This window comes from Streptomyces sp. NPDC006174 (genome assembly GCF_040614075.1).
Classification (GTDB): Bacteria; Actinomycetota; Actinomycetes; order Streptomycetales; family Streptomycetaceae; genus Streptomyces.
In genome coordinates this window covers 69,717-92,901 of record NZ_JBEXTJ010000004.1, presented here as the reverse complement: position 1 = coordinate 92,901, position 23,185 = coordinate 69,717, and the positions used below count along the sequence as shown (strand labels likewise).

Below are 23,185 nucleotides of genomic sequence, written 5' to 3'. Positions count from 1 at the left end.
GGGTTGCTGAATAGAGGGCAATCCATCGCCACTGATCAGACCCGGTCAGGATGTCTGGGTTTCCCGCGATCAATTGACCGGGCCGGGGCGGAGCCATCATCGACTGGACCCCCACTTTCGAGCCTAGGAGTCGCTATCAGGCCATCGATCACCTCACCGGCGCCCTGTTTCGCCAACGGATGTTTGGGGCGTTGCCCAATCCTCGACCGGCGATATACCGATACACCTGCGCTCGCATACCTGTTCCAAACCGCATGACGAGATTCTAGGAAACTGCCATTCCTGATGAGGGAGATGTCATGGAGTCTGCAATCACGCGAGCCGTCGTTCAAGTGATCGCCAACATGCATCACAACTTCAGAGAAGATCTGACGATCGATGGCATAGCCCAGGCGGCCGGCTTCAGCAGGTTCCACTTGTCGCGGGAGTTCACCCACCTGATCGGGGTCTCCCCCAGACGCTTCCTCAGAGCGCTCCGCTTCGAGGAAGCGAAGCGGCTTCTCTCCGAAGGCCGGCTCAACGTCGCGGAGATCAGCCACGTGGTCGGATACAGCAGCGTCGGCACCTTCAGCACCTGTTTCAAGTCCTGCACGGGCCTCACCCCGTCCGCGTACCGACTGCTCCGCTCGGCGACCCCCCTTGCCGCGACCGGGGACCGGTTGAGCACGGTCGACCCGACCGCGCCGACACAGCTCCACGGAAACGTGCAGGCACCCGCCGACGATCAGTCCGGAGTGGTATTCGTAGGCCTCTTCCCCGCCCCCTTCCCCCAGGGGCACCCCGTGCGCTGCACGGTGCTGAACCGCCCAGGGGCATTCGCTCTCGACAATGTCCCCACGGGACGTTGGCACGTGCTGGCCCGCTCCGTCATGCACCGGACGGACGGCGGGCGTCGGGGCCGTCACACCCCCATGGTGGGCGGCTTCGGACCGATCACCACCTCGACGGACCACGCGCTGGAACCGGTCGTGATTCACCTCTCCCGGGAGAACCTGGCCACCCTCCGTCTCATCGCGACGGCTCCTGCGCCCTGAGGCCGGGCTCCCGAAACCGTCCCCGGAAGTACAACAGAGCGTCCTCGGTGGCCTCGTCCCTCCCGGACTCCGGATCCAGCCCCGGCGACCGACTCCAGCCGACCACCCCACCGACGAGGATCGTGTGATCGCCGCCGTCGTAAGCGCGCCACTTCTCGCATTCGAAGCGCGCCAACGCTCCATCGATGAGAGGCACGGAGGTGGCCGCGCCGGGGGACCAGCCGACTGCGTCGAACTGCTGCAGGCCCACGGGGCGGGAATTGTCGGCGAAGTGCCGGGCCACAGCCTCCTGCCCGGCACTGAGCACCGACACCCCGAAGTGCCGCGCCGGGTGGAGAGCCCGGCGCATGACGGCGTCGTTGTGGACGCAGACGAGCAGCAGCGGCGGGCTCAGGGAGACCGAGGAGAAGGAATTCGCCGTCATTCCGCGCGCAAAGGGTCCGCCCACGGTCACCACGGTGACCCCCGTGGCGAATTCCGCGAACGCACGACGCAGATCCTTCCCGTCCGTCTCCCCCGGTACAGGCAGCGGGCGGGCGGTCTCGCGGGGGCCGGTCACACGCTCGACCGGGGCCGGGGCGATGGGGCATAAGCCTCCAGGGCACGAACCAAGGCTTCGGGCACGGGAGTCGGGACCGTGGCCGTGTTCGGGCCTCGCATGAACGCGACCCGCTGCCTGCCCCGGGCCACCAGCCGCTCCGCCCCCCCGGCGTCGAGGCGGACATAGTCGAAGGTGAACTCCAGTTGCGTCTGGCGGAGTTCGGCCAGCCTCATTCTGACGGACAGCTCGTCGAAGACACTGATCTCGGCGAAGAACTCGCAGTCGACCTTCAAAGTGAACAGCTTGAGATCCCCGAGGACGTCGGCGAGCACCTCCGGGGCATGGGCTCTCAGGAACAACTCACGGCACCTCCCCTGCCAGCGGAGGTAGTTGACGTAGTACACATTGCCGACGAGGTTGGTCTCCTCGAACCCGACGATATGCCGGTACTCGAAGTGGTCCGCCACGGTCCTCTCCCTTCCTTCGGAACGGTGCGGAGCCTGCCGCGGGCCTGCGGCAGGTGCGTGTGGGTCCGGGGTGGCCGTCACGGGCGTGGTTCCGCCGTGACGAGTACCGCTGCCGCCACCGGATCCGGCAGGCCCTTGAGCCGGGTCACCAGAACCGCCACGCGCACGCCGCCCGAGGCGAACACCGTCCAGTCGTCGACGGTGCGCGGTGTCAGCGAAAGCGGGGCGTGCGTGGTGAGCCCGGCCTTCTGCATGCACTCGAGGGCGGTCCACACGACCGTGGCCGCGGTGTCGAAGCCGGCTCCCGTCTGACTCGCGATCGACGCGGCCAGCGGGGCGTGATCGCCGAGCAGCCCTTCCCATGCGGCTGTCGGCCTGGCCACGACGGGTTCGATGTCACAACCCACGGCGGCCGCGTCAGCCACCGCGCACAGCGTCCAGCCGGCCGTGTGCGAGGCCGACATGACCAGGTCTTCCGCAACAAGCTCCGGCCGGCCGTCCGGCCGATAGGTGACGGCCGCGGGAGCGCCCAGAGCACGACCCGCGGCCCGCGCCGTCAGCGAACGCCGCGCAGCGGCTCCCGCCGATGCCTCGGCCGGTGGGTGCTCGTCGGGCGGTTCCACCGCCAGGGCGACCCGTCGCCCGGTCAGTTCCTCCACGGTCCGCTCCATGTGGGACGCGAGCAGCGGTCCGGCCCACGGACCGCTGCGCGCCCCTCGGCGCACCGCTGTCAGGCGCAGCCCCTCCCAACGTTCCACAACGCGTCCGTCGGGGGCGCGGGCGGCGACGTCGTAGACGTACGTCCGGCCGTCGCGCTCCCGCTCGACCGCCACGTAGCGGAGCTCCTTGGGGACATCGGCCCCCGCAGCGAGCGGGTACAGCCGGTCGATGCCCGACGGCAGCAGAGTGGCGTCGGGGACGCATACCTGATTACCGTGCATCAGCGCGTCCCGCATACCGGGATCGGCCAGAAGCAGCCCGCCCGGGAGGTAGGCAGCGAACCAGTCCGCCACCTCGTCCACCGACAGCTCCGCGTCCACGTGCCGAGCCGAGACGCGGTGGAAACGGCGCAACCGCCGGAAGCGGTCGCCCTGGAAGAGCACGTCGCCGTACAGGTCCGCCACCGGGTCCAGCGGGACGTCCCCGAGGCCCGGCCCGCCGGCTACGGGAGGACCTTCGGGCACCGGCAGGCCGGAGAACACCAGCCGTGCCCGGAAGTGTTCGGCGACGAATCCGGACTCCTCCGCGTGCAGGACGACCTCCACCGTGTCGGCGGCCGTGACGGTGGCGGCGATCCGCACCCGGGCCGAGCCGTCGGGAGGCACCACGACGGGGCGGAGGAAGCGGATGTCCTCCAGCACGGGGACACTGTCGCGCCCGGTGACCGCGGCGGCCACCTGGCACATCGCCTCCATTCCGATCACCGCGGGGAGCAGCAGGTTTCCGTCGAGCAGGTGGTCGGCGAGGTACGGGTCGGTGCCGACGTTCAGCTCCACCTCGGTGACCAGTTCGGCCCCGTGGTAATGGACGAGCGGGGCGACGGTGAACCGGTGCAGGGGAAGCGTTGGCCGCTCGCGGCGCAGCGTGTCCATCTCACCCGTGCGGCCGGTGACGACGGTGACCGGCGGGGCGTCGGGATCGGCGATCAGGCGCAGCAGTACCTCGACGCCCTGGTCCGGCGAGATCGGTGTGATGCCCTCGCGGGCCAGGGACTCGACGACGGACAGCTTCTCGCCCATGCCGACACCGGACCACACGGACCATTCCAGACACCGAACACGGCAGTGCGGAGAGTCGGCGGCGAACCGCTGGGCGAGGTCGGCGAGCCGTTCGTTGGCGGTGGCGTAGTGCGCTTCGCCGCGCAGTCCGGTGCGTCCGATCACGCTGCCGAAGCAGACCAGCAGCTTGAGGACGCTCCGGTCGACCGCGGCGAGGACGGCCCGCAGGCCGTCGACCTTCGGCGCGAGGGTGCGCTCGAAGTCCTCCTCGGTGAGATCGGCGAGTGCGGCGGGTTCGTTCTGTCCGGCACCGTGCAGCACCGCGGTGACGGGCCCGAGTTCGGCGGTCAGTTCAGCGACCGCCGCGCGCACCCGCTCGGGGTCGGTGACGTCCGCGCGGGCGTAGCCCACCCGGAGACCCCGGCCGGCCATCCTCCGCAGGTTCGCGGACAGGACCTCGTCCCCGGTCGGGTCGGAGCGGCCCACGATCGCCACGGCGGCCCCGCTGCGCCCGGCCACCGCGAGCGCGCACTCCGCTGTGATTCCCTTGCCGCCCCCGGTGACCAGGAGGACGTCGGTGGAGTCCAGCAGTTCGTCGGTGCGCTCACCGCGCACCGGCAAGACCCGCAGCACGGGCACCCTGCGGGTTCCGTCGATGTCGTAACTCACCTCCGTGAACCGGGTGGTCGCCGACACCTCTGCCACGATCCGGTCCACGACACCATCGGCTGCCGGGGTGTCCACGACGGTGGTCCGCAAGTGCGGAGCCTCCAGGTGAAGGGACTTCGCGAGGCCTGCCGCGCCCAGACCCTCCTGCACCAGAACGAACCGCTGCCCGGCACCGCCCGCGAGAACGCGCCGTGCACCCTCCAGTGCCGGAGTCAGCCGGTCGGGGGGACACCGCGGAGGCAGGCACACCAGAACACCGGGCCCCACTCGGGCGTTGCGCAGCGCGCTCCGCAACTCCTCGGCGTACGGGTGTGCCGGCGCGGCGAACAACTCCCAGTCGCCTTCGGACTCCTCCGCTCGGACCGCTGCGGGCAGCTCCTCGTCCAGGTCCACGACGAAGGCCCGGACCCAGGGGGCAGCGCCCAGCACGGCCGGTACCGCCCCGGCACCACCGTCCGGGCCGGAGCCGGCCAACGACTCCAGGGCCTCGCCGAGTTCGGCCAGGGTGGCGGTGGCGAAGTTGGCGGGGGCGTGGGCGGTGGCGAGGCCGAGGCGGGTGGCCGCCTGGTTGACGATCTGTCCCACGGTGATGGAGCTCATGTGCAGGTCGTCCAGCAGGCTGCTGTCGTCCCGCACCAGGTCCACCGGGAGTTCGGCCCGCTCGGCCACAAGGGTGCGCAGCACCTCGACGGCGGACTGCTCCTCGTCGCCCACCGGTTCGCCGGCGTTGTCCGCCCGCGGCCCGGCGCCGGTCGCGTACGGCTCCGCGTCGACGGTGGGCCCTGCTCCGTCCAGGTGCCGCTCCCCCTCGGGCGGCACGGCCGGCAGCCCGTCGGGCGCGACGCTCTCGCAGGGGCTCGCCAGGAAGTGGAACTCGGCGTCGAGGTCCAGGGGCCGGGTGAGCCGGTCGCTGAACAAGCGCTCGTGCATCAGCGGGGCACCGATCACGTACGCGGCTCCGGCAACCCGGAGCAGACCGCGCAGCGACGTCTCGTCGGTGTCCAACGCGACGGACGGAACGCCGGTCGCCCCCGTGGCCAGGGAGCTCAGCACCTGGCCCGGTCCGACCTCCACGAACAGGTCGACGTCCGCAGCGGCCTCCTGGACCGCCCGGGTGAAGAGAACCGGCTCGGTGATCTGCCGGTGCAGCAGTTTACGGAGGTCGGCGTCAACGGCCAGTTCCTGCCCGGTCACGGTGGACAGCACCCGGCCCCGCACCGGCCCGAACCGGACATCGTCCAGCCAGGTACCGAAGACGTCGGCGGCCGGTGCCACCAGCGGGGAGTGGAAGGCGTGGGACACGGCGAGCGGCGTACAGCCGACTTCATGCGCGGTGGCCCGCTCCGTCACGGCGGCCACGGCGTCGGCCGTTCCGGCGACGACCGTCCGCTCGGGGCCGTTGTACCCGGCGATGACCGCGTCGACGCCGTACATCAGCGTCTTCACCCGCTCGGGGGCCGCCGCGAGGGACGCCATGGTGCCGGGCTCGCCGTGCCTGGCCATGGCATCGCCCCGTACCCGGACCGCCTCCAACAGCCGCGCTTCGTCCAGGGCTCCCGCCCAGTGCAGCGCGACGAGTTCGCCCAGGCTGTGCCCGACCGCCGCCTCGGCCTCCACCCCCAGCCAGTCGAGCACGCGCAGTCCGGCGGTGGCGGCGGTGACGATCCGTGGCTGCGCCACCTCGGTGGCCACCGGGTCCCCGGTGGCGGGCAGCCCGGCCCGTTCGTAGACCTCGGCGGCCTGGGCGAAGCGCCGACGGAGTGCGCCGCCGTCGGTACCGCGGCCGGAGCCCTGGCCGGGGAAGAGGAAGCCGATGCTGCCGGCCTCCGCTCGTACGCACCCGATGAAGGCGCGGTCGTCGACGGCGACCAGACCGGCCGGGTCCTGTTCCAACGCGTCGATCAAGCGCCGCAGTCGGCGTTCCGCGTCGTCCGGAGACGTGACCACCACGGCCGCTCGCCACGGCAGTTCCCGCAGATCCCGTTGGAGGGTGTGGGCCAGGTCGGCGAGCTGGGCATAGGAGAGCTTGGGTGCGAGGTCGGCCGCCTTCGTCAGGCGCTCGCGCAGTTCGGCGGGCGACTCGCCGTCCAGGAGGAGCAGTTCGCAGTCCTGGAGCGAGCCGGCGAGTGTGAGGTGGCGTCGATGAGGCGCCCGGTGGCGCGGAGGCGCCTCCTTGTCGATGACGACATGGGTGTTGATACCTCCGAAACCCATCGCGGTGACCCCGGCGCGCAGCGGCATGTCCTGGGGCCAGGGCTCCGCGGTGCGCAGCGCGCGCAGGCCCGCTCCGGGTCCGGTGAGCAGTTCGTGCGGCTCCCGGCAGCCGATGGTGGGGGGCAGCAGGCGCGCGTCCACCGCCATCACGGCCTTGATCAGTCCGGCGACCCCGGCGGCGGCCTTGGTGTGGCCGATCATCGCCTTGGCGGAGCTGATCGCGGCGGCCGGTGCGCCGGGGGCGGCCTCCGCGCGAGCGGCGGTGAGCGCGCCGAGTTCATTGGCGTCGCCCACCGGGGTGCCGGTGCCGTGCCCCTCGAAGAAGGGCACGGTCTCGATGCCGAACCCGGCCCGTTCGTAGGCACGTGCCAGGGCCAGTCGGTAGCCGCCCGCTTCGGGGCGGGTGATGCTCCCCTGCCCGTCCGACGAGACACCCCATCCGGCGATCGTCGCGTATTGGCGCAGGCCGGCCGCGCGGGCGTCCTCCGCACGCATCAGAACGACCATGCCGCAGCCTTCGCCGGGCCAGAATCCGTTGGATCCCCGGTCGTACACGCGCATCTCGGACCGGGCGAGGGCGCCGGTCTTGGCGAAGCCCACGATCTCGAACGGGTCGATGGACAGGTCGACACCGCCGGCGACCGCGACGTCGAGGTCCCCGCTCAGCAGGGATCCGGCCGCGGAGGTGACGGAGAGGAGCGAGGAGGAGCACGCGCCGTCAACGGTGTAGCCGCCGCCACCAAGGCCGAAGTGGTTGCAGATGCGGCCGGCGATGGTGTTCGACAGGGCTCCGGCGAGCGAGTCCTCGTCGATCGCGGGGAACGGCTGCTTGTAGGTCTTCTCGACGCCGTCGAGGAACACGGCGAGCCGGTCGTCGTCCCAGCCCTGGCCTCGCAAGGCTCCCGCGAGCACCCGGCGTACGTACGGCCACCGCAGGCGCATTCCATTCGCCCGCGTGAACTCTCCCGTGAGGGTGTTACCGACGACGACCCCGGTCCGCGCTCGCGGCAGTCCCCCGCCCTCGGGGAACCCGGCGTCGGCCAGCGCCCGGCCGGCGGTCTCCAGGGCGAGCCAGTGGGTGAGGTCCGTCGAACGGTAGGTGCTGCCGGTGACCCGGTGCGCCACGCGGTCGAAGGCGTAGCCCTCCAGCACGGCGGCCGTACGCGCGTAGAACCGGTCGGGAGCGGCCGGATCCGGATCCCAGTAGTCGTCCAGGCGCATGCGTACGTCGGGGATGCGGCGGAAGGCGCGCCGGCCGGCCACCGCGTTCTCCCACAGCTCGCGGGGCGACGCGGCGTCCGGGAAGCGGCAGGCCATGCCGACGATGGATATCCGGGTCATGCCGCCACCGATGCCTTCCCGGTCTCCGACGGAACGCCCCGGGCCTCGACGGTCCGCGCGGGGGCAGGGGCGGTCGTCCCGGTCTGCTCGGTGCGCAGGTGGACCAGCCAGAGGTAGCCGCCGCGGACCAGGCAGACCACGGCGGTGGCGAAGAACAGGCCGTACGCGATGCCCAGCCCGGTCATGATCCCGTACGTCACGGCGACGCCGCCGCCGAAGGCGACCTGCGCGACCGGCCGCGACGGAGTGGTGCCGGGATCCGTGACCATGTAGTTGGTGAACAGGACGAAGGCCACCCCGGTCATCATGCCCAGGGCCGGCGGGATCGCCGTGTCGAAGAGCACTCCCCGCAGCACGGCCTGGAGCACGAAGACCACCAGCCAGCCGCCGATCAGCCACATGCGTCCGGTGAGCTTCGCGTTGAGCAGGGTCCCCAGGGTGACGATCACCGCGGGGATGATCCAGTCGACCGCGCCGTCGGTGTACTCGGTGAACTGGTACGGGGGCGCGATGCTGGCCCAGGGGAACAGCAGCAGCACCACCGCGATGCCGAAGTTCGACGGGTTCATGAAGTGTCGCGGCTTGCCCCGTACCGGTGCGCGCAGGACCCACTTGGCGGAGACCGCGACGACGACCCCGAGGACCATCACCCACAGCCGGTCGTTCACGTAGAGCAGCATGTTGACGGCGAGCGCGGTGATGTGGCTGGGGTACAGGAACTCCAGGACCCCCTTCGTCCCGCCTCCGGCGTAGCGCGGCCGGCGCTCCTCGACCCGGGCTCCGATGAACTCCAGGACCGTTTCGACGCAGTAGGCGACGGCGACCGCGATGAAGGGCCACAGCCAGGGCTGTTCGAAGCCGAGCACGGTGTAGCCGGCGATGTTGAGCACGGTGATCGAGATGGCGAACCGACGCAGCGCGGTCACGATCTTCGGGTCGTGCCGTGGGGGTGTGGTGGATTTTTCGGCCATCGCGGTCACTTCTCCTTGACGTCGGACGCAAGCTGGAGGTCATGCCGGCCGGGAGCCAGCCGCAGGTCCTTCTCGTGGACCGCGCCGGAGCGGTCGCGCCACTTCAGGCGCACCGGCAGGGAGGTGCCGCTCTGCTCGCCGAGACCGATGTGCACCTCATGGCTGCGCTTGCCGGAATGTCCACCGCCGCCGTCGACGCGGCTGACGCGCCGGGTGCCGTCGGGCAGGGTCACGGTCACCTGGGCGTCGACGACCGGGGATCCGGAGGGGTGGGTCAGCTTCAGTCCGAGGAAGTCGCCGGCGGTCGGGCTCTCGTTCAGGTAGAAACCGGGTTCTCCCCACTGCCGTGCCACCGCCAGGTCAAGCCTGCCGTCGCCGTTGGAGTCCCCGACGGCCATGCCTCGGGTGGGGATGGGCACGGCCAGGCCGAGGCGGTCCGACAGGTTCGCGTAGTCGCCGTCAGGTGTTCTGGCGAAGAATCGCATGGTCTGGTCTCCGGCCAGGTCGTCGCCCTTTCTGACGTGGGGCCACCAGCCGGGGTGAGCGACCAGGCCGTCGTTGGCGGTGGCCAGTTCCTGCAGCTGGGCCCAGCGGTTGTTCCGGCCCTTGACGAAGCCGGTGGCCTGGGTGATCTCCAGCTGACTGTCGTTGTCGAAGTCGCCCATCTTCACGTCCCAGCCCCATCCCGACCAGGCGAGGTTGAGCGGGCCGCTGCGGTCCACGTACGGCGCCTCGCCCCGGCTCATGCGGGCGCGCACGTCATCCGTGTCGTCGGCGGTGCTCATGAACGAGAAGTTGCTCTCCTGAAGACCGAAGGAAGTGGTGATGTTGGAGACGAACATGTCGTACAGCCCGTCCTGGTTCAGGTCCCCGAAGTCGATTCCCATGCCCTTGAAGGAACTGGCGCCGATCCGTTTGGACTTGGGCACCATCGGGTTGTGCGCGCCCTTCACCTCGGCGAACCGGATGCGGCCGGGCTCGGACCGGTTGTGCAGCAGGCGTGACGTGCCGAAGTCGTGGGCGACGTACAGCTCGGGCAGGTGGTCGCCGTCCAGGTCGGTGGCGGCCGCACCCAGCGTCCAGCCGATCCGCATCTCCCGGGGCATGACGTCCTCGGCCTGGACGAAGCCGTCCGGGGTCCACCGCAGGATGTGGTCCTCACCGCCGTTGAACGCGTTGGACAGCGAGTCGTTCATGACCACACCGCCTCGGACGGTGGGGTCGAGGACGGGGCTGTCCGGGAAGTAGTTTCCGATGAAGACGTCCTCGTGGCCGTCCCCGTCGAAGTCGGCGATCGTGACCGCGTTGCTGTGCCAGCGGGGCCCGGTGTACTGCGCCGAGCCGACGTCGGGAATCAGTTCGACGGGTTCGAAGGAGGCGGCGCTCATGGAGTTCTGCTCGGGGCGGGCCTGGAAGATGACGGGGGTACGGCCCCAGTAGTAGACGAGCAGGTCGCTGTGACCGTCCTCGTCGAAGTCACCGGCGACGCAGCCCATCGGCGCCATCACGTCGTCCATGGGGAGCGGGGCGGGGTCGAGGACGAACGGCGCGTACCGGTCTCCGCGTTCGTCGGGTGCGGGGGTGACCACGACCTGGTCGATCCGGGGGTCGGTGACGCAGAGGTCGTTGGAGAACCCGTCGCCGTCGACGTCGTTCATGGCGACGGCGGCACCCACCGAGGAGATCCACGCCTCGATGTGCTTGTACGCCTTGTTGACCTCGCGGATCTCCTGCTGCTCGTAGCCCGCGGGCATGGCGATGGTCTGGGGAGTGAAGGCGAAGGAGCTCGCCAGCTCGCCGGTCTGCGCCGCGGACGGTGTCGCCGGGCGGACGGCGACGTAGGTCACCACCATCATCAGGACGGCGACGATTCCGGGAAGTCTGAGGTAGAGGCGGGATCGCACGGTGGACACGTGGCTAGCTCCTTCCCTCGGAAACGAGTGCTCCGGCTATGTGCTGACGCCATGTCTCGTACGCGGGCGCGTCCACCCGGTCGGACGCGCCCGGTCGCAGTTCCCGGCAGATGCCTGCCGCCTCGTGCGGCTTCATCCCGCACAGCACCTCGGTGGCGAGCTGGGTGTGCGGCACCGTCAGCCCGGCCTGCTCGCGCGCCTCCGCGGCGAACGCCGACCCCTGGAGGAGCTGCGGCCGGTACACGCCGGCGCTGTCCCGCAGGCGCAGCAGTTCGTCCGGACCGGCGCCGCCCGCGTAGGTCGCGGCCAGTCCGACTCCGCTGTACAGGTCACCACGCCGGTCCGGCGGGAAGGCATCGGCGAGTGTCAGGACGGCGTCGACGTCGGTGCCGCCGACGAACCACAGCGCCCGGCCGATGCCCTGGTCCACCGCGCGTTGCGCGTAGGAGGCCTGGTGCTGCGGCCAGGGCAGCTTCTGCTCGCGGTGCTGCCCGTGGACATAGCGCGCGGTCCGGAAGTAGGCCTGGTGGAAGCCGTATCCGTCCAGAATCAGCCACCTCAGGAGCGGATCCGTCTTCTCGATGTCGGGGTGCAGCATCCGCGGCAGACGTGCCATGGCCCAGCCGATGCCGACGTAGGCCATGTAGGTGTGCGCGCCCCCTCGTCCGGCCAGCAGGCCGCTGAGGCGCTGCCCCTTGCTGCCGGGCAGCGCGTCCATGATGGAGCACGCCATGGCCGCACCCTCATAGGCGAATCCCCGGAACTCCCTGGGAATCGCTTCCAGTCGTGGCTCCGCGGCTCGCGAGTCCGGCGCTTCGACGATCCGCCCGTAGCCTTCGAGAAAGCTTCGGCCCACGGTTTCCAGCAGTTGCTGGGACGTCGGGTTCTTTTTCCGGAATCCTCGTACGTCCAGACTGGTGCTGGACAGTGCGGGGGTCAATATTCTGCGCCGGAGCGCACGTAATCCAGCCGTCACTGTGCGGTACCCCCTCGTTTGGGTGCCTACAAGCCGGTGCGGAAAAACCATGCCGAATGTACCCGGCACTTCCGGCCCGCTGTCTACTCGAAAAGTGCGCTCCCTTTTTCTGGTGCCGCGCGCCGGCTCGTGGAGCGCGGTTTCGAAGCCTGGTCGGGCACACGAATGCACACCGTGCCGCCATAGGCGGCCGAACGCTGCGGCCGCTGCTCTTCCGGTAGGGTTCGCTCTGCTGGTAAAGCACGAAGAAGGCGAGGCCCGGGATGGACAGTCCGGCGATTGTGACGCGGGAAGAATGGCTGGCGGCCCGGAAGGAACTGCTGGCACGGGAGAAGCAGTTCGACCGGGAACGGGACGCGCTCAGTGCCCAGCGCCGCGCCCTGCCGATGGTCGAGATCACCGAGCCGTACGTCTTCGAAGGGCCGAGCGGCTCGGCGTCCCTCATCGATCTGTTCGAAGGCCGCAGTCAACTCATCGTCTACCACTTCATGCTGGCGCCCGACTGGGACGCCGGCTGTACCGGCTGTTCACTCCTTGCCGACAACATCGGACACTTGGCGCATCTGCACGCGGCCGGGACATCCTTCGCCGCGATCTCCCGTGCGCCTCTCGCGAACATCACGAAATTTCGCGAGCGCATGGGGTGGAATTTCCCTTGGTTCTCCTCCCACGGAACGTCGTTCAACTACGATTTCCACGTCACGATGGATGAATCCGTCGCACCCGTTCTTTTCAACTTCCGTACGAAGGATGAACTGCGGGACGCCGGAATCGGATCCTGGGCCCTGACCGGCGAGCAGCACGGCCTGAGCGTCTTCCTGCGCGAGGACGACCGCGTCTTCCACACCTACTCGACGTACTCGCGCGGCACCGACCTGCTCAACGGCACCTTCAACTACCTGGACCTGACCCCCTTCGGGCGCCAGGAGGAGGCCGGGATCATGAACTGGGTCCGTCACCACGACGACTACGGCGACCGGACCACCGAGGACGGCTGCGGCCACTGCGACTCCTGACACCGCCGCTGCCGGGGTCGCGGGTGAGAGGATCCTGACGGTCCCACCCGCGCCCCCGAGGTCATCGGCCCGGACGCAAGCGCAGGAGCTGCCCGTTCGCCTCACCGAGCGAGGTCGTTCGGTTGGTCAGGTAGATGTCGCCGTTCGGAGCGACGGTGACCCCGCCGGGGTGCTCCAGCCCTTCGCGTGCCAGCACCGTACGGCGTCCGTCCCTCTCGACGCGTACGAGTCGCCCGGTGCGGTCGGGCGAGTCGAAGCCCTTCTCGGCCAGTTCGAGCACCAGCATCCGTCCCTGGCGGTCGAAGGCCAGGTCGATGACGCCGGTGAACCCGCTCGTCACGACGACCGGTTTCCGACCAGGCGCCATGCGCCAGATCCGCGCCTTGCCCAGCTGGGTCGGTTCGCCGCTGTACTCACTGATGTAGAAGGCGCCGTCGGGTCCTTTCGCGATGGCCGACGGCACGGACTCCAGCGGTCTGCCGTCGACGATCTGGTCGGGCATCAGGGCCACCATGCGGACCGATCCGCCATCGGTGACCGACAGGATGTTGTTGCCGCCCGCCTCGGCCACCAGGGTCCCGCCCGGCACCCTGACGATGCCGTACGCGTTGGCGTTGACGTCCGCGCGATGCGGGTTGTGGCGCTGCTCGAACGCGAGGAGGTCCCCGACCGGGTGGAGCCGGCCCTTCCGATCGATGGTGCCGGTCTGCGCGAGTCCCCGCGCGGCCGGACCCAGCCCGTCGCGTGTGGCCATCTCGCCGCCCATGCCGAAGACGACGGAGATCCGACCGTGGCTCGCGTCGACGTCGTGCAGTCCCAGCACACTGAATTCGTTGATCACCGAGGGGAGACCGGTGGCGATGCGCTCGGCCCCGCGCTTCTTGCCCGGTGTGTACGAGGTGATGGCCCCGGTTGCGCCGAAGCAGGCGGGATAACCGCCTACGCCGGGCGCGCACGGACTGGGGCCGCCCCGACCGGCCTCGGTGACCAGGACGCGCCCGGCGTGGGCGTCCCAGGTGAGGCCGCGCGGAGTCACCAGGTTCTCGGCGACCACGTCGAGCCGTCCGCCGGCTCCGGCCTGGGCGGCAGTGCCGGTCATCAGACCGCAGAACATGGCGGTGGCGAGCGTGGCGGTGCACAAACGGCGCAACATCTTCAGCCCCCTGGGCGTCATCGTGGTATGGAGCCGGTCGTGCGGCGGGCGCTCCAGGACTCCCGCCGGGTGGTGTCGGTCGCGTCGCTGTCGGTGTAGTTGTCCGAGACGGCGATGTCGGTGAAGCCGGTGGCGCGCAGCGCGTTCCGGACCTCGTCACGGGTGAAGTGGCGCTGCGCATGCTGCTCGACGGATCTCCGGAACAGCTCTCCTTCGGGCACGAAGAGCGATACGAGATACTCGTACGCGGGTGTGTCCGGCTCGTGCCGGGTGTTCCAGATGTAGGCGAAGTCGCCGAAGTCCTCACCGAACTCGCCGAGGGCCGCGATCTCCTCGAAGGTGCGCCGGGTACTCAGATCGAACACCAGCACCCCGCCGGGCCGGAGCGCCTGGGCGAGCTGACGCAGCGTGGTGGCCAGGGCGTCCTCACCCGTCAGGTAGTTCGCCCCGTCGAAGCAGACGAGAGCCGCGTCGAAAGGACCCAGGTCCGCGAGCCGTTGATCGGGCACCGCGAAGCAGAGCAGCTCGGTGCCGGGTGTGGTGCGGGTACGGGCGACGTCCAGCATCGAGGCGGAGGCGTCGACCCCGGTCACCTCGTAGCCGTGGTCCTGGAGGGCCTTCATCGTCATACCGGTACCGCAGCAGACGTCGAGGACGGTCCGCACCTCGAGACCGCTTTCGACGAATCGTTTCCCCGCGAAGCTGAGCCATTGGTCGTAGGGGATGCGGTCGGCGGCCATCCACCGGTCGTAGATCTGCGCGAGGGCGCTGTACGGTTCCCCGTACCCGTGGTCGCCCTCCGGCCCGGCGCTCACCGGACGTCCCACGGGCCGGCCTGTGCCAGGTACCGCCGACCGGAGACCTCGGGGGACGATGTCCCGGCAAGCCACTTCCAGAACGGCAGCGTCACATCCGGGGTCGGCACGCCTGACAGATCGAAGCCCGGCTCCGCCTCGGCGTACCCGCGGGTGCGAATGCCGCCCGGGTCGACGGAGGTGACTCCCACACCGGTGTCGGCGAGTTCCGCCGCGATGATGCGCGAGGCCTGGTCGAGGGCGGCCTTGCTGGCCCCGTAGATGCCCGCGCACGGGAACACGTCCACGGCCGCTTCGCTGGACAGGTTGACCACCAGCCCGCCGGTCTCCCGCAGCAGCGGCAGGGCGAGTTGCGCCAGTGCCACGGGAGCCACCACATTGGTGCGGAGTACCTTCTCGAAGACGTCCACCGGGTGGTCGAGCAGCGGTCTGATCGGACTGACCCCCATCTGGGAGGCGTTGTTCACGAGCCAGTCAAGACGTCCGAGCGAGCCGGCCTCGGCGATCAGCCGCTCCCGGTGCGCGGCCTCCCCCACGTCCCCCGCCACCGCCACGACGGTGGTGCCCCGGTCGGTGAGTCGCTTGGCGACGGCCGTCAGGTCGGACTCGGTGCGGGCGGTGAGCACCAACCGCCAGCCGGCGCCGCCGAGGAACTCGGCGACGGTCTCGCCGAGCCCCGTGCTGGCGCCGGTGACCAGGGCGACGCGCGATGGTGTGCGGGGGTCTGTCATGAACATCAGCTCCTGTGTCGGCGGGGGCGGTGCCCGCTCAGGTGGACAGGCGGATTCCGTGTTCGGCGTAGCAGCGGACGAGCGTGAGGGCCTCTCCCCATCCGGGAGCGCACTCCCCGTACCGCGCGAGACCGGCCGCGGTCTGCGGCAGGCCCGTCTCCACCACCGTGAGCCAGGTGCCGTCCGGGTGCTCGGCGGTGGTGAAGGTGACCAGCGAGGGCGGAGTTCCCCAGGTGATCGCGAAGCGTTCGTTCGGCACGCACTCCATGACCACACCGTCGTCGGTGGTATCGCTGCCGTCGTCGGTCCACCCGCGCCAGACCAGGTGCACCGGGCTGCCCACGGCCGGACCGAAGGTCGAGCCGTTGGTGAACCACTTGTCCCAGCCGGTGCCACTGGACAGCAGGTCGAACACGGCTTCGGGGGCCGCGCGGACCAGCGTCGAATGCAGGATGTCGGGAACCTGAACGGCTTCCTGGGGGCTGCCGCTCTCGTCCGTGGTGCTCATGTCGTGCTCTCTCCTTGTTCTGTTTCTGTTCTGCGGACTCAGTCGGCGGATGCCGCCGCGTAGACGGGCATCAGTTCCATCCAGCGCGCGTCGGAGTCCACCACGCCGGGGGTGCCGGCGAGGTGTGCTTCCAAGTTGTCGGTGTACATGTGCCAGCCGGCCGCGTAGTCGACCGGGTCCGCCTCGGGGCCGAACCCCACGTGCTCCAGGAGCAGTCGGGTACCGCCGTCGTCGGTGGGCGTCAGGTCGAGCCGCAGCTCGGACTCGGTCTCGCCGGTGTAGCGCCACGTCACCCGCAGCCGGGTGGACGGCTCCCAGGTGAGAACCCGGCAGACGATGGTGTCGCCGTGCGCGCCGCGGCCCTCGAGTACGTACTCCACGTCGGGCCCCGGTATGCCCCCCAGGACCGGACCGAACCAGCGGGGCAGCCGGTCCGGTTCGGTCCAGGCCCGCCACACCTCGTCGGGCGCCGCCGGGAGGATCCGGTCCAGCGTCGCCGTGCGTGCCGTACGCGATGCCGTTCCGAGGGCGCTGAGTGATCCGCTCATCATGAACTCCGCTTCTGTGCGTGGGCCGGGCGGGGTGAAGTGGTGCGGCGGGACGCGGCGGAGCCGGTCAGGTCTGGGCGGTGAGCGTGGAGTCCCCGGACTCGGCGGGTGCGGCCGCCCGGTCGGCCTCGGCGATCGGACGGCTCAGGGCGAGCACACCGACCCCGACGCCCGCGGCCACGACGAGCACCATGGCGGTGTTGAGGGAGGTGGCATCGGAGAGCCAGCCGTAGGCGGTCGGCGTCGCGATGAACGCGGCGTACGCGGGCACCATCATGGCCGCCGCGACGATGTTGACGCGGCTCGGTGCCACCCGGGCCGCGGCGCTGAGGCAGGTGGGCTGTACGCCGGCGATGGCGATGCCCATGAGCAGGAAGGCGAAGACGGAGAGCCACAGGTCGAAGGCTGCCATCAGCAGTCCCCCGGACAGGGCGGTCCCCACAGCGGAGATCAGGAAGGACCTGCGGATACCGAGGGCGGCCACCAGCCATGCGTTGATCATGCGGCCGATCATCATCGTGAGGCTGAAGAGGGCGAAGGCCGCGCCACCGTAGACGATGGGGGCGTCGAGGAGCTGGTCGACGTAGATGACCGACCAGACCTGCACGATGCTTTCGACCGCGATGCCGAGGACGGTCATCACGAAGACCACGCGGAACAGCGGATTGCGCATCAGCTTGAGGAGGCCGACGTCGCCCTCGGCCTCCGCGGCGCCCGATGCCTCCTCCGGCTCGTCCTGGTTCACCGGCGGGTACATGATCACGAAGGACGCGACGAGCACCGGCGCCATGATCACGGCGAACAGCACGGCGACCCAGCGGTAGTCCATGCCCATGCTGATCAGCGCGCCGGCGCCGAGGGCGCTGACGACCGTACCGCCGCTGTTGATCGCGTACATCATGTTCATCACTTCGCGGCCGCCGCGCGCCTGGATCTCCATGAACACGCTGTTGGTGGCGGTGTCGACCAGCGCGGACCCGAGACCGGCGAGGACGAAGGCGATCAGCAGGCCCACGAAGTGGTCGCTCACCGCCAGCATCACGAGCAGTCCGATGAGGGCGAGTTGGCCGTAGATGCCGATCCAGCGGTGGTCCAGGTAGCGGTAGATCCGCTTGGCGGCGAGCAGCGTCACCAGCCCGACGACGGGAAGGAGCAGGTGCGCGGTGCCGAAGAACCCGTCACTCAGGTCGAGTGAGCGGATGACCTCCGCCCAGGCGACCGTCATCACGCCGATGGCGATGCCGAACATGAAGAACTGGGTGCCGGACAACCAGGTGACGGCCCTCAGGTTCCACGAGGGTTCGGCTAACGCCGCGTCGGACTCGTCCTGGTGTTCTGTCGTCACGCTGTCTCCTGGTGTGCCGGATGCCAATGCCTGTGCGGAGTGCGCCGGTACTTGGCGTGCTCCTCGGTGTTGATGAGCTCGAATACCGTGCTCATCTCGCTGCGGAGAATTCTTGAGATATCGACTGTTTCCACGAGCTTGTCGTAGAGCTCCGCCAACTCGGGGTCGGCGTCGACCTTCGGCATGACCTCGTCGTAGTGCGCCCGGTCGTGGAAGTAGGTGAGTTCGGCGTAGACCACCTCGTCGGATGCCACGTCGACAGCCGAGGCGATGTCCGAGCAGCCGTATTTCGCCTCGGGGTCACTCACCTCCATCACGGTGCCGCCGATGGCACCGTGCCGCCGGAACACTTCTACGGCGTCGTGGACGACAGTGCGGAAATCCTCTTCGCGCGACCTGGGAACCCTGTGCAGGAACCAGATGAGATACACGGAATCCACCACCCAGCGAGATCTGAGCCCCGGGAAATGAGGGCCTGTGAATCGAGCTGTCCGGCAGGAGGCTATACGAATACGTAGTGAGTGGCAAGGATCACTTCGGGGGCCCCGAGGCGCTCACGATCACGTGTCCCCGCCCGGCCCACGGCCGGACGCGCATGCCGCCGCCACATGCCCCCGTCACGGCGGGCCGACCGGACGCCGCCGCCCCCGGCGCGCCTGCGGCGCGGTGGGGACATGACGCCCGGCGCTCCTGACCAGCATCCGGGAACCGCCTTGCTCAGCAGCGGCGATGGGGCCGGGAACGCTGTCGGATCCAACATGGCGACGAGGCCCCCTTCCTGCCGCGCGGCGACTCGACACCCCGCCGCGTCCGCCCGTTCGGCCCCCGCCGCGGAGTACGTCCCGCGGCCCCGGCGGGCCGATCCCCGGCCTGCCCACCTGCCTCTTCCCACTCCCTTGCAAAGAGCACGAATGTTACTATCGAGAAAGAGAGTGAAGGAGGCCGCCGTGAAGCGAGACTACGGACAGTTCTGCGGTCTGGCCGCCGGGCTGGACGTCATCGGCGAGCGGTGGACCCTCCTCATCGTGCGGGAGTTGCTGATCGGCCCCGCCCGCTTCAAGGGCCTGCTGGAGAACCTCCCCGGGATCGGCCCCAATCTGCTCACCGACCGGCTGCGGATGCTCGGCGACCACGGCCTGGTGGAGCAGGTGTCCGTGGCCGACGACGGGCGCGCCCGTCTCTACCGGCTCACCGCCTCCGGGCAGGAGCTGCGGGAGCCCGTCCTCGCGCTCGCGCGTTGGGGCCTGCAGTTCCTCGACGCGTCGGATGCCGATGGGGCGACCCGCGCCGAGTGGGGCTTCCTCGCCGTGCAGGCGATGATCGTCGACGACGCCGTTCCTCAGGTGGACGAGGTCTACGAGTTCAGGGTCAGCGAGCAGACCTTCCAGATCCTGGTGCGCGACGGCCGGGTCTCCTTCGAGCGCGGCGCGGTGGCCGAGCCCTCGCTGACCATCGAGTGCGACGCCGGTACGTTCGTCCGGGTGGGCGCTCGGCTGCTGTCCCCGTTCCAGGCGCTCGCCACCGGGGACGTCCGGATCAAGGGCGACCCGGAGGCCGTGCTCCGCTGTACCTTGATGCTCGGCCTGGACTGATCTCCCGGACGTCGGAGCGTCGGCAGGTGCCGGCCCCTGCCGACGGTCCGACGTCCGGGCCGGGCCACGACGCAACGGTGCACCCCCACTTCGCGTGGGGGTGCACCGTCATGTCACACCACAGGTCACTCGGCGGCCAGCTCGGCACCGCCCTGGACCACGTCGATCTTGCCGTCGGGACGGCCGTGGCACTTGATCGAGTTGAGCGTGTAGCGGCCCGCGCCGGTGTAGTCGCCCGTCTTGCCGCGGAACGTGCCGTACAGCTTGGCGTTGGTCATCGGGCCCGCGATCGGGTCCGTCGGGTTCGACAGCTGCACGTCGCCGGCGCCGACGGTGCCACGGTCGAAGGTGCGGTCCAGGTTGACCGCGGCCCAGCCGTAGTACCGGCCGCGCACGCTCTCCACGAAAGGCATGTCGGCGTCGCGCAGGCGCTGCGCACGCGGACCGTCGCCCTGGATGGCCACGTCGCCCTTGCGGGCGAGCGAGGTGAGCGCGATACGGCCGAGCGACACGGGCACCTCGACCATCTCACCCTTGCCGACGAAGCCGCTCGGGTAGAACGGACGCAGCGTCTCGGAGAGGTAGTTGTGCTCCAGGTTGTTCCCGTCGTACTCGACGCTCAGCCCGCGGAACGGGAAGATCTCGTAGTGGCACGAGCCGTCCTCGTTCAGCCCCTTGAGCTCCTTCTCGACCGTGAGGTCGGTCCGGATCGTCTCGACGTTGGTGCTCGCGAGCACACGGCCGAGGATGGAGTCGAACCACAGCGGCGAGAGCACCGCACGGACCGCGCCGACGCCGGGCGTCATGATGACGACCCGGCCGCCGATGATGAGCGGCACCGTCTGGTCGAAGTACCCGGTCTCCTCGACCTCGGCCTCGTTGTACACCCGCTGCTGCTTGACGCCGGTGATGTCGCCGGTGAGCACGCGCGCCCAGTCGGCCACCTCGGGATCGTCGTCCGTGGCGTACTTCTCGAAGACGCCCAGAGCCCTCGGACCGGCCGAACGCAGGGCCAGCCACAGCGCGCCCGAGCGGACCAGGCGGTCCTTCTCCGTGGCGATGGTGTCGGAGATGAACGCCAGGCTCTCCTCCGGGTTGCGGTCGGCGAACTCCCACAGTGCGCGCTCGCGCTCCAGGGGGCTCTCGTGCCCTTCGGTGACCTCTCGGAGCTCGCTGTCGCTACGGGTGTCGTACGGCAGGAACTTCTCGGTGATCGGCCGGGCGAAGTCCAGGTACTCCGCGGGGTCGTTGTACCGGGCGGCCGGCGGCGGCGTCAGGGCCACCAGGCCTTCCTGCATCCGGGATTCGATCGATTGGGTCATGTTTCCTCCGCAGTTAGGTAGTGCACCCCATGCGAGGTAGTTATATGAAAACTAAGTAATCTCGACCTGTCAAGGACGGTGTATCCCCGGATCACTTGGTCGATACTGGGATCCGTAGATCATCAACTTAAGGAACGTGTGGCCATATGGAACGAGCTGAACGTCCTGATCTGCCCTCCGTGACCACCGCCGCGGCCCTGCTGCGTCTCGGCCGGATCCTGTCGACCGTCTCCGCCGGCACCGCCCGCCACCTGGCACGTCACTCCTTGCGGCGGCTGAGGGGACGGCCCACCACCGCGGAGGACTGGCCGCAGGAGCTCTCCCGGATCGTCGAGCGGCTGGGCCCGGCCTTCATCAAATTCGCCCAGATCGCCAGCACCCGCGAAGATGTCCTGCCGCCCCGCGCCTGCGCGGCGCTGGGGCGCCTACACGACAACGTCGAACCCATGCGGGCCCGGGACGTCCACCGGGCGCTGGCGGCGCACCTCGGCCCAGGGAGAGCCGAGCTGCTCACGGACTTCCGGCCCGAGCCCCTGGGCTCGGGCAGCATCGCCTGCGTCTACCCGGCCCGGCTGAGCGACGGGACCCAGGTGGCGGTCAAGCTCCGTCGGCCCGGCCTCACCGACACGGTCCGCCGCGACGTCGCCATCCTCAGCACCGTCTTCGCGCTCGCGGGACGGCTCCCGGGGCTGCGCGGAGCCCCGCTCTCCGACATGGCGCGCGCCGTCGGGGCGAGCGTGCTGCGCCAGCTCGATCTCGCCGCCGAGGCACGCAACCTCGCCCTGCTCCGCGACGACCTCTCCACCCTGGAATTCATCGCCGTGCCCGCGCCCGTGACCGCGCTGTGCGGAGAGGCCTGCGTGGTCATGGACTTCGTGCCCGGGGTACGCGAGCACGTCGAGGTGGCCCAGTTGAGCCAGGAGCGTCGCCGGGCGCTCGCCGACCAGACGCTGCGGGCCGTCTTCGAGATGCTGTTCTGCACGGGCCTGGTCCACTGCGACCTGCACCCCGGCAACCTGCGTCTGACCCGCACCGGCTCCGTGGTCGTCCTCGACGCCGGATTCGTCTACCGCGTCCCCGAGGTCGTACGGGAGAATCTGGCTCTGTTCTTCCTCAACCTCGGGTTCCGTAACGGCCCCCGGTGCGCCGAAGCGGTCCTGGCCAGCGCCGGACAGGTCGACCCGCGCAGCGACACCGCCGCCTTCACCGCGGACATGACCCGCCTCGTCGACCGGTACGGTGGCACCACCGCCCGCGACTTCGACCTGATCGCCTTCTCCACCGAACTGTTCGCCAGCCAACGGCGCAACGGCATCTACGCCTCGTCGGAGTTCGTGTTCCCCCTCCTCGCGCTCCTCATGGTGGAGCAGACGGTCCGCCGCCTCGACCCCGACGTGGACTTCCAGGCCATCGCCCGCCCCATCGTGTTCCGCGCCGCGTCCGGCCGCCCCGCCGGCGAGCGCCGCCGACGGCTGGAGAGCGTGGACTGAGCGTTGGCCCACGGGTCCACGGGCTCCGGTGGTCGTCGCCACCCGGCGTTCCGGGTGGCGACGACCATCAGGTGCCGGAGTGCCGGTCCGGTCCCATGGGGGTGGGCGCCGCCTCCTCGACCGCGCGCGTCGGCGGTGTGAAGGGGCCCCACGTGAACGCGGGCAGCCACGATGCCGGCGGGGTGCTCCAGGACAGCTCACCGATCTGACGGACCGTGCGCCGTCCCGTCAGAGCGCGGAAGACCTCCAGGCTGCCGCCGCCCAGCGTGGCGGCCGGTTCGCCCTCCCCGGCCGTCCACTCCCGGTCGGGCGTCCGGACGCGCAGCGCCGGCAGACCGTGTCCGTGCAGCGACAGGGTGAAGCCCATCACGGCGAGATCCAGCGCGTCGGCGAGGGCGGGAGAACCATCGGGCGGGGGCAGACCGAGTGCCGTACGGAGGTCGAGCTCGTGCGAGAGCGCGTCCAGCGGAAGGATGCGGCGACGCAGCCACTCCGCGCGCGGCAGAACTCCCGGCAGCTGCTCCTCCAACGCGGCCCAGGTGATGACGAGTTCGTGGACAGGAATACCTGGAGGCGGGGGTGGGGGTTCACTGATCTCGGCCGGATCCTCGTCGACGGCCATCCGGCAGACCAGGACGAGGTGGCCGACGAGATCACGCACGCTCCAGCCGGGACAGGCCGGCACGGGGAGCTCCGCGACCGACAGGTCCGAGGTGACGAGCCGGGTGATGTTCTCCCGACAGGCACGGTAGGCCAGGTGATGAGCCGGGTCGGGTACCGGACCGCGGGTCGTGTCGGTCATACGGCAGCCTCCTGCCTCC

General features: G+C 69.9%; 19 protein-coding genes. 4 read left to right on the top strand and 15 right to left on the bottom strand.

The annotated features are described in order from the left end of the window. Window positions 1–299 precede the first annotated feature (299 nt). Window positions 300–1,034 carry an AraC family transcriptional regulator gene (locus ABZ267_RS10375; protein WP_356753539.1) on the top strand — a complete coding sequence of 245 codons (735 nt, stop codon included), beginning with the start codon at window positions 300–302 and terminating at the stop codon, window positions 1,032–1,034. Here ABZ267_RS10375 and ABZ267_RS10370 read toward each other — a convergent pair. The 6 genes from ABZ267_RS10370 to ABZ267_RS10345 all read right to left on the bottom strand — a co-directional run bounded on the left by ABZ267_RS10370 (window position 1,009) and on the right by ABZ267_RS10345 (window position 11,844). Next, a complete protein-coding gene (locus ABZ267_RS10370; protein ID WP_356753537.1) occupies window positions 1,009–1,593 on the bottom strand; it encodes a flavin reductase family protein in 585 nt (194 codons plus the stop codon). The genes ABZ267_RS10375 and ABZ267_RS10370 overlap by 26 nt on opposite strands. Further along, window positions 1,590–2,042 (bottom strand): acyl-CoA thioesterase, encoded by a 453-nt coding sequence (locus ABZ267_RS10365; RefSeq protein ID WP_356753535.1) that lies wholly within the window; start codon window positions 2,040–2,042, stop codon window positions 1,590–1,592. The genes ABZ267_RS10370 and ABZ267_RS10365 overlap by 4 nt, the downstream gene beginning before the upstream one ends. A gap of 77 nt (window positions 2,043–2,119) precedes the next feature. Further along, window positions 2,120–7,984, bottom strand: coding sequence for an SDR family NAD(P)-dependent oxidoreductase (locus tag ABZ267_RS10360; protein ID WP_356753533.1), 5,865 nt, complete (start codon window positions 7,982–7,984; stop codon window positions 2,120–2,122). After that, window positions 7,981–8,955: an enediyne biosynthesis protein gene (locus ABZ267_RS10355; RefSeq protein WP_356753531.1), complete on the bottom strand. Its 975-nt coding sequence runs from the start codon at window positions 8,953–8,955 to the stop codon at window positions 7,981–7,983. Before ABZ267_RS10355 ends, ABZ267_RS10360 begins: the two co-directional genes overlap by 4 nt. Window positions 8,956–8,960: 5 nt before the next feature. Next, entirely contained in the window at window positions 8,961–10,808 is a 1,848-nt protein-coding gene (locus tag ABZ267_RS10350) for a CRTAC1 family protein (protein WP_356753693.1), read from the bottom strand. A gap of 64 nt (window positions 10,809–10,872) precedes the next feature. Beyond that, complete coding sequence (locus ABZ267_RS10345; protein ID WP_356753529.1) at window positions 10,873–11,844, bottom strand: DUF1702 family protein; 972 nt, start codon at window positions 11,842–11,844, stop codon at window positions 10,873–10,875. A gap of 263 nt (window positions 11,845–12,107) precedes the next feature. Between ABZ267_RS10345 and ABZ267_RS10340 the strand changes: the two genes are divergently transcribed. After that, window positions 12,108–12,860 (top strand): DUF899 domain-containing protein, encoded by a 753-nt coding sequence (locus tag ABZ267_RS10340; protein WP_356753527.1) that lies wholly within the window; start codon window positions 12,108–12,110, stop codon window positions 12,858–12,860. Between the two features lie 61 nt (window positions 12,861–12,921). On the opposite strand, the gene ABZ267_RS10335 is transcribed toward ABZ267_RS10340, so the two are convergent. From ABZ267_RS10335 to ABZ267_RS10305, 7 genes are all read right to left on the bottom strand, one after another. Continuing rightward, window positions 12,922–14,013, bottom strand: coding sequence for a ScyD/ScyE family protein (locus tag ABZ267_RS10335; RefSeq protein WP_356753525.1), 1,092 nt, complete (start codon window positions 14,011–14,013; stop codon window positions 12,922–12,924). Window positions 14,014–14,030: 17 nt separating this feature from the next. Beyond that, window positions 14,031–14,828 (bottom strand): class I SAM-dependent methyltransferase, encoded by a 798-nt coding sequence (locus ABZ267_RS10330; RefSeq protein ID WP_356753523.1) that lies wholly within the window; start codon window positions 14,826–14,828, stop codon window positions 14,031–14,033. Next, window positions 14,825–15,559: an SDR family oxidoreductase gene (locus tag ABZ267_RS10325; RefSeq protein WP_356753521.1), complete on the bottom strand. Its 735-nt coding sequence runs from the start codon at window positions 15,557–15,559 to the stop codon at window positions 14,825–14,827. The genes ABZ267_RS10330 and ABZ267_RS10325 overlap by 4 nt, the downstream gene beginning before the upstream one ends. Before the next feature lie 37 nt (window positions 15,560–15,596). Then, window positions 15,597–16,067 (bottom strand): SRPBCC domain-containing protein, encoded by a 471-nt coding sequence (locus ABZ267_RS10320; protein ID WP_356753519.1) that lies wholly within the window; start codon window positions 16,065–16,067, stop codon window positions 15,597–15,599. A gap of 38 nt (window positions 16,068–16,105) precedes the next feature. Beyond that, entirely contained in the window at window positions 16,106–16,615 is a 510-nt protein-coding gene (locus tag ABZ267_RS10315) for an SRPBCC family protein (protein ID WP_356753517.1), read from the bottom strand. A 67-nt stretch (window positions 16,616–16,682) separates the two neighbouring features. Continuing rightward, the gene (locus ABZ267_RS10310; RefSeq protein WP_356753515.1) at window positions 16,683–17,960 is read right to left on the bottom strand and encodes an MFS transporter; all 1,278 of its coding nucleotides are present in this window, start codon (window positions 17,958–17,960) and stop codon (window positions 16,683–16,685) included. After that, window positions 17,957–18,391 (bottom strand): DUF1428 family protein, encoded by a 435-nt coding sequence (locus ABZ267_RS10305; protein WP_356753513.1) that lies wholly within the window; start codon window positions 18,389–18,391, stop codon window positions 17,957–17,959. The genes ABZ267_RS10310 and ABZ267_RS10305 overlap by 4 nt, the downstream gene beginning before the upstream one ends. Window positions 18,392–18,907: 516 nt before the next feature. Here ABZ267_RS10305 and ABZ267_RS10300 point away from each other — a divergent pair. Continuing rightward, window positions 18,908–19,552 (top strand): winged helix-turn-helix transcriptional regulator, encoded by a 645-nt coding sequence (locus ABZ267_RS10300; protein WP_356753511.1) that lies wholly within the window; start codon window positions 18,908–18,910, stop codon window positions 19,550–19,552. A gap of 125 nt (window positions 19,553–19,677) precedes the next feature. On the opposite strand, the gene ABZ267_RS10295 is transcribed toward ABZ267_RS10300, so the two are convergent. After that, complete coding sequence (locus ABZ267_RS10295) at window positions 19,678–20,874, bottom strand: HEAT repeat domain-containing protein (RefSeq protein WP_073777727.1); 1,197 nt, start codon at window positions 20,872–20,874, stop codon at window positions 19,678–19,680. A 146-nt stretch (window positions 20,875–21,020) separates the two neighbouring features. Between ABZ267_RS10295 and ABZ267_RS10290 the strand changes: the two genes are divergently transcribed. Beyond that, complete coding sequence (locus ABZ267_RS10290; protein ID WP_356753509.1) at window positions 21,021–22,364, top strand: AarF/UbiB family protein; 1,344 nt, start codon at window positions 21,021–21,023, stop codon at window positions 22,362–22,364. Window positions 22,365–22,431: 67 nt separating this feature from the next. Here the strand turns inward: ABZ267_RS10290 and ABZ267_RS10285 are convergent, their stop codons facing one another. Continuing rightward, on the bottom strand, window positions 22,432–23,166 hold the full coding sequence (locus ABZ267_RS10285) for a maleylpyruvate isomerase family mycothiol-dependent enzyme (RefSeq protein WP_356753508.1): 735 nt from the start codon (window positions 23,164–23,166) through the stop codon (window positions 22,432–22,434). Between the last annotated feature and the right edge of the window lie 19 nt (window positions 23,167–23,185).

Excerpts from the sequence above, each read along its gene's own strand:
- ABZ267_RS10375 (WP_356753539.1), top strand. The coding sequence starts at position 300 with ATGGAGTCTGCAATCACGCGAGCCGTCGTTCAAGTGATCGCCAACATG.
- ABZ267_RS10360 (WP_356753533.1), bottom strand. The coding sequence starts at position 7,984 with ATGACCCGGATATCCATCGTCGGCATGGCCTGCCGCTTCCCGGACGCC.
- ABZ267_RS10355 (WP_356753531.1), bottom strand. The coding sequence starts at position 8,955 with ATGGCCGAAAAATCCACCACACCCCCACGGCACGACCCGAAGATCGTG.
- ABZ267_RS10350 (WP_356753693.1), bottom strand. The coding sequence starts at position 10,808 with ATGGTGGTGACCTACGTCGCCGTCCGCCCGGCGACACCGTCCGCGGCG.
- ABZ267_RS10340 (WP_356753527.1), top strand. The coding sequence starts at position 12,108 with ATGGACAGTCCGGCGATTGTGACGCGGGAAGAATGGCTGGCGGCCCGG.
- ABZ267_RS10335 (WP_356753525.1), bottom strand. The coding sequence starts at position 14,013 with ATGTTGCGCCGTTTGTGCACCGCCACGCTCGCCACCGCCATGTTCTGC.
- ABZ267_RS10325 (WP_356753521.1), bottom strand. The coding sequence starts at position 15,559 with ATGACAGACCCCCGCACACCATCGCGCGTCGCCCTGGTCACCGGCGCC.
- ABZ267_RS10320 (WP_356753519.1), bottom strand. The coding sequence starts at position 16,067 with ATGAGCACCACGGACGAGAGCGGCAGCCCCCAGGAAGCCGTTCAGGTT.
- ABZ267_RS10315 (WP_356753517.1), bottom strand. The coding sequence starts at position 16,615 with ATGAGCGGATCACTCAGCGCCCTCGGAACGGCATCGCGTACGGCACGC.
- ABZ267_RS10295 (WP_073777727.1), bottom strand. The coding sequence starts at position 20,874 with ATGACCCAATCGATCGAATCCCGGATGCAGGAAGGCCTGGTGGCCCTG.
- ABZ267_RS10290 (WP_356753509.1), top strand. The coding sequence starts at position 21,021 with ATGGAACGAGCTGAACGTCCTGATCTGCCCTCCGTGACCACCGCCGCG.
- ABZ267_RS10285 (WP_356753508.1), bottom strand. The coding sequence starts at position 23,166 with ATGACCGACACGACCCGCGGTCCGGTACCCGACCCGGCTCATCACCTG.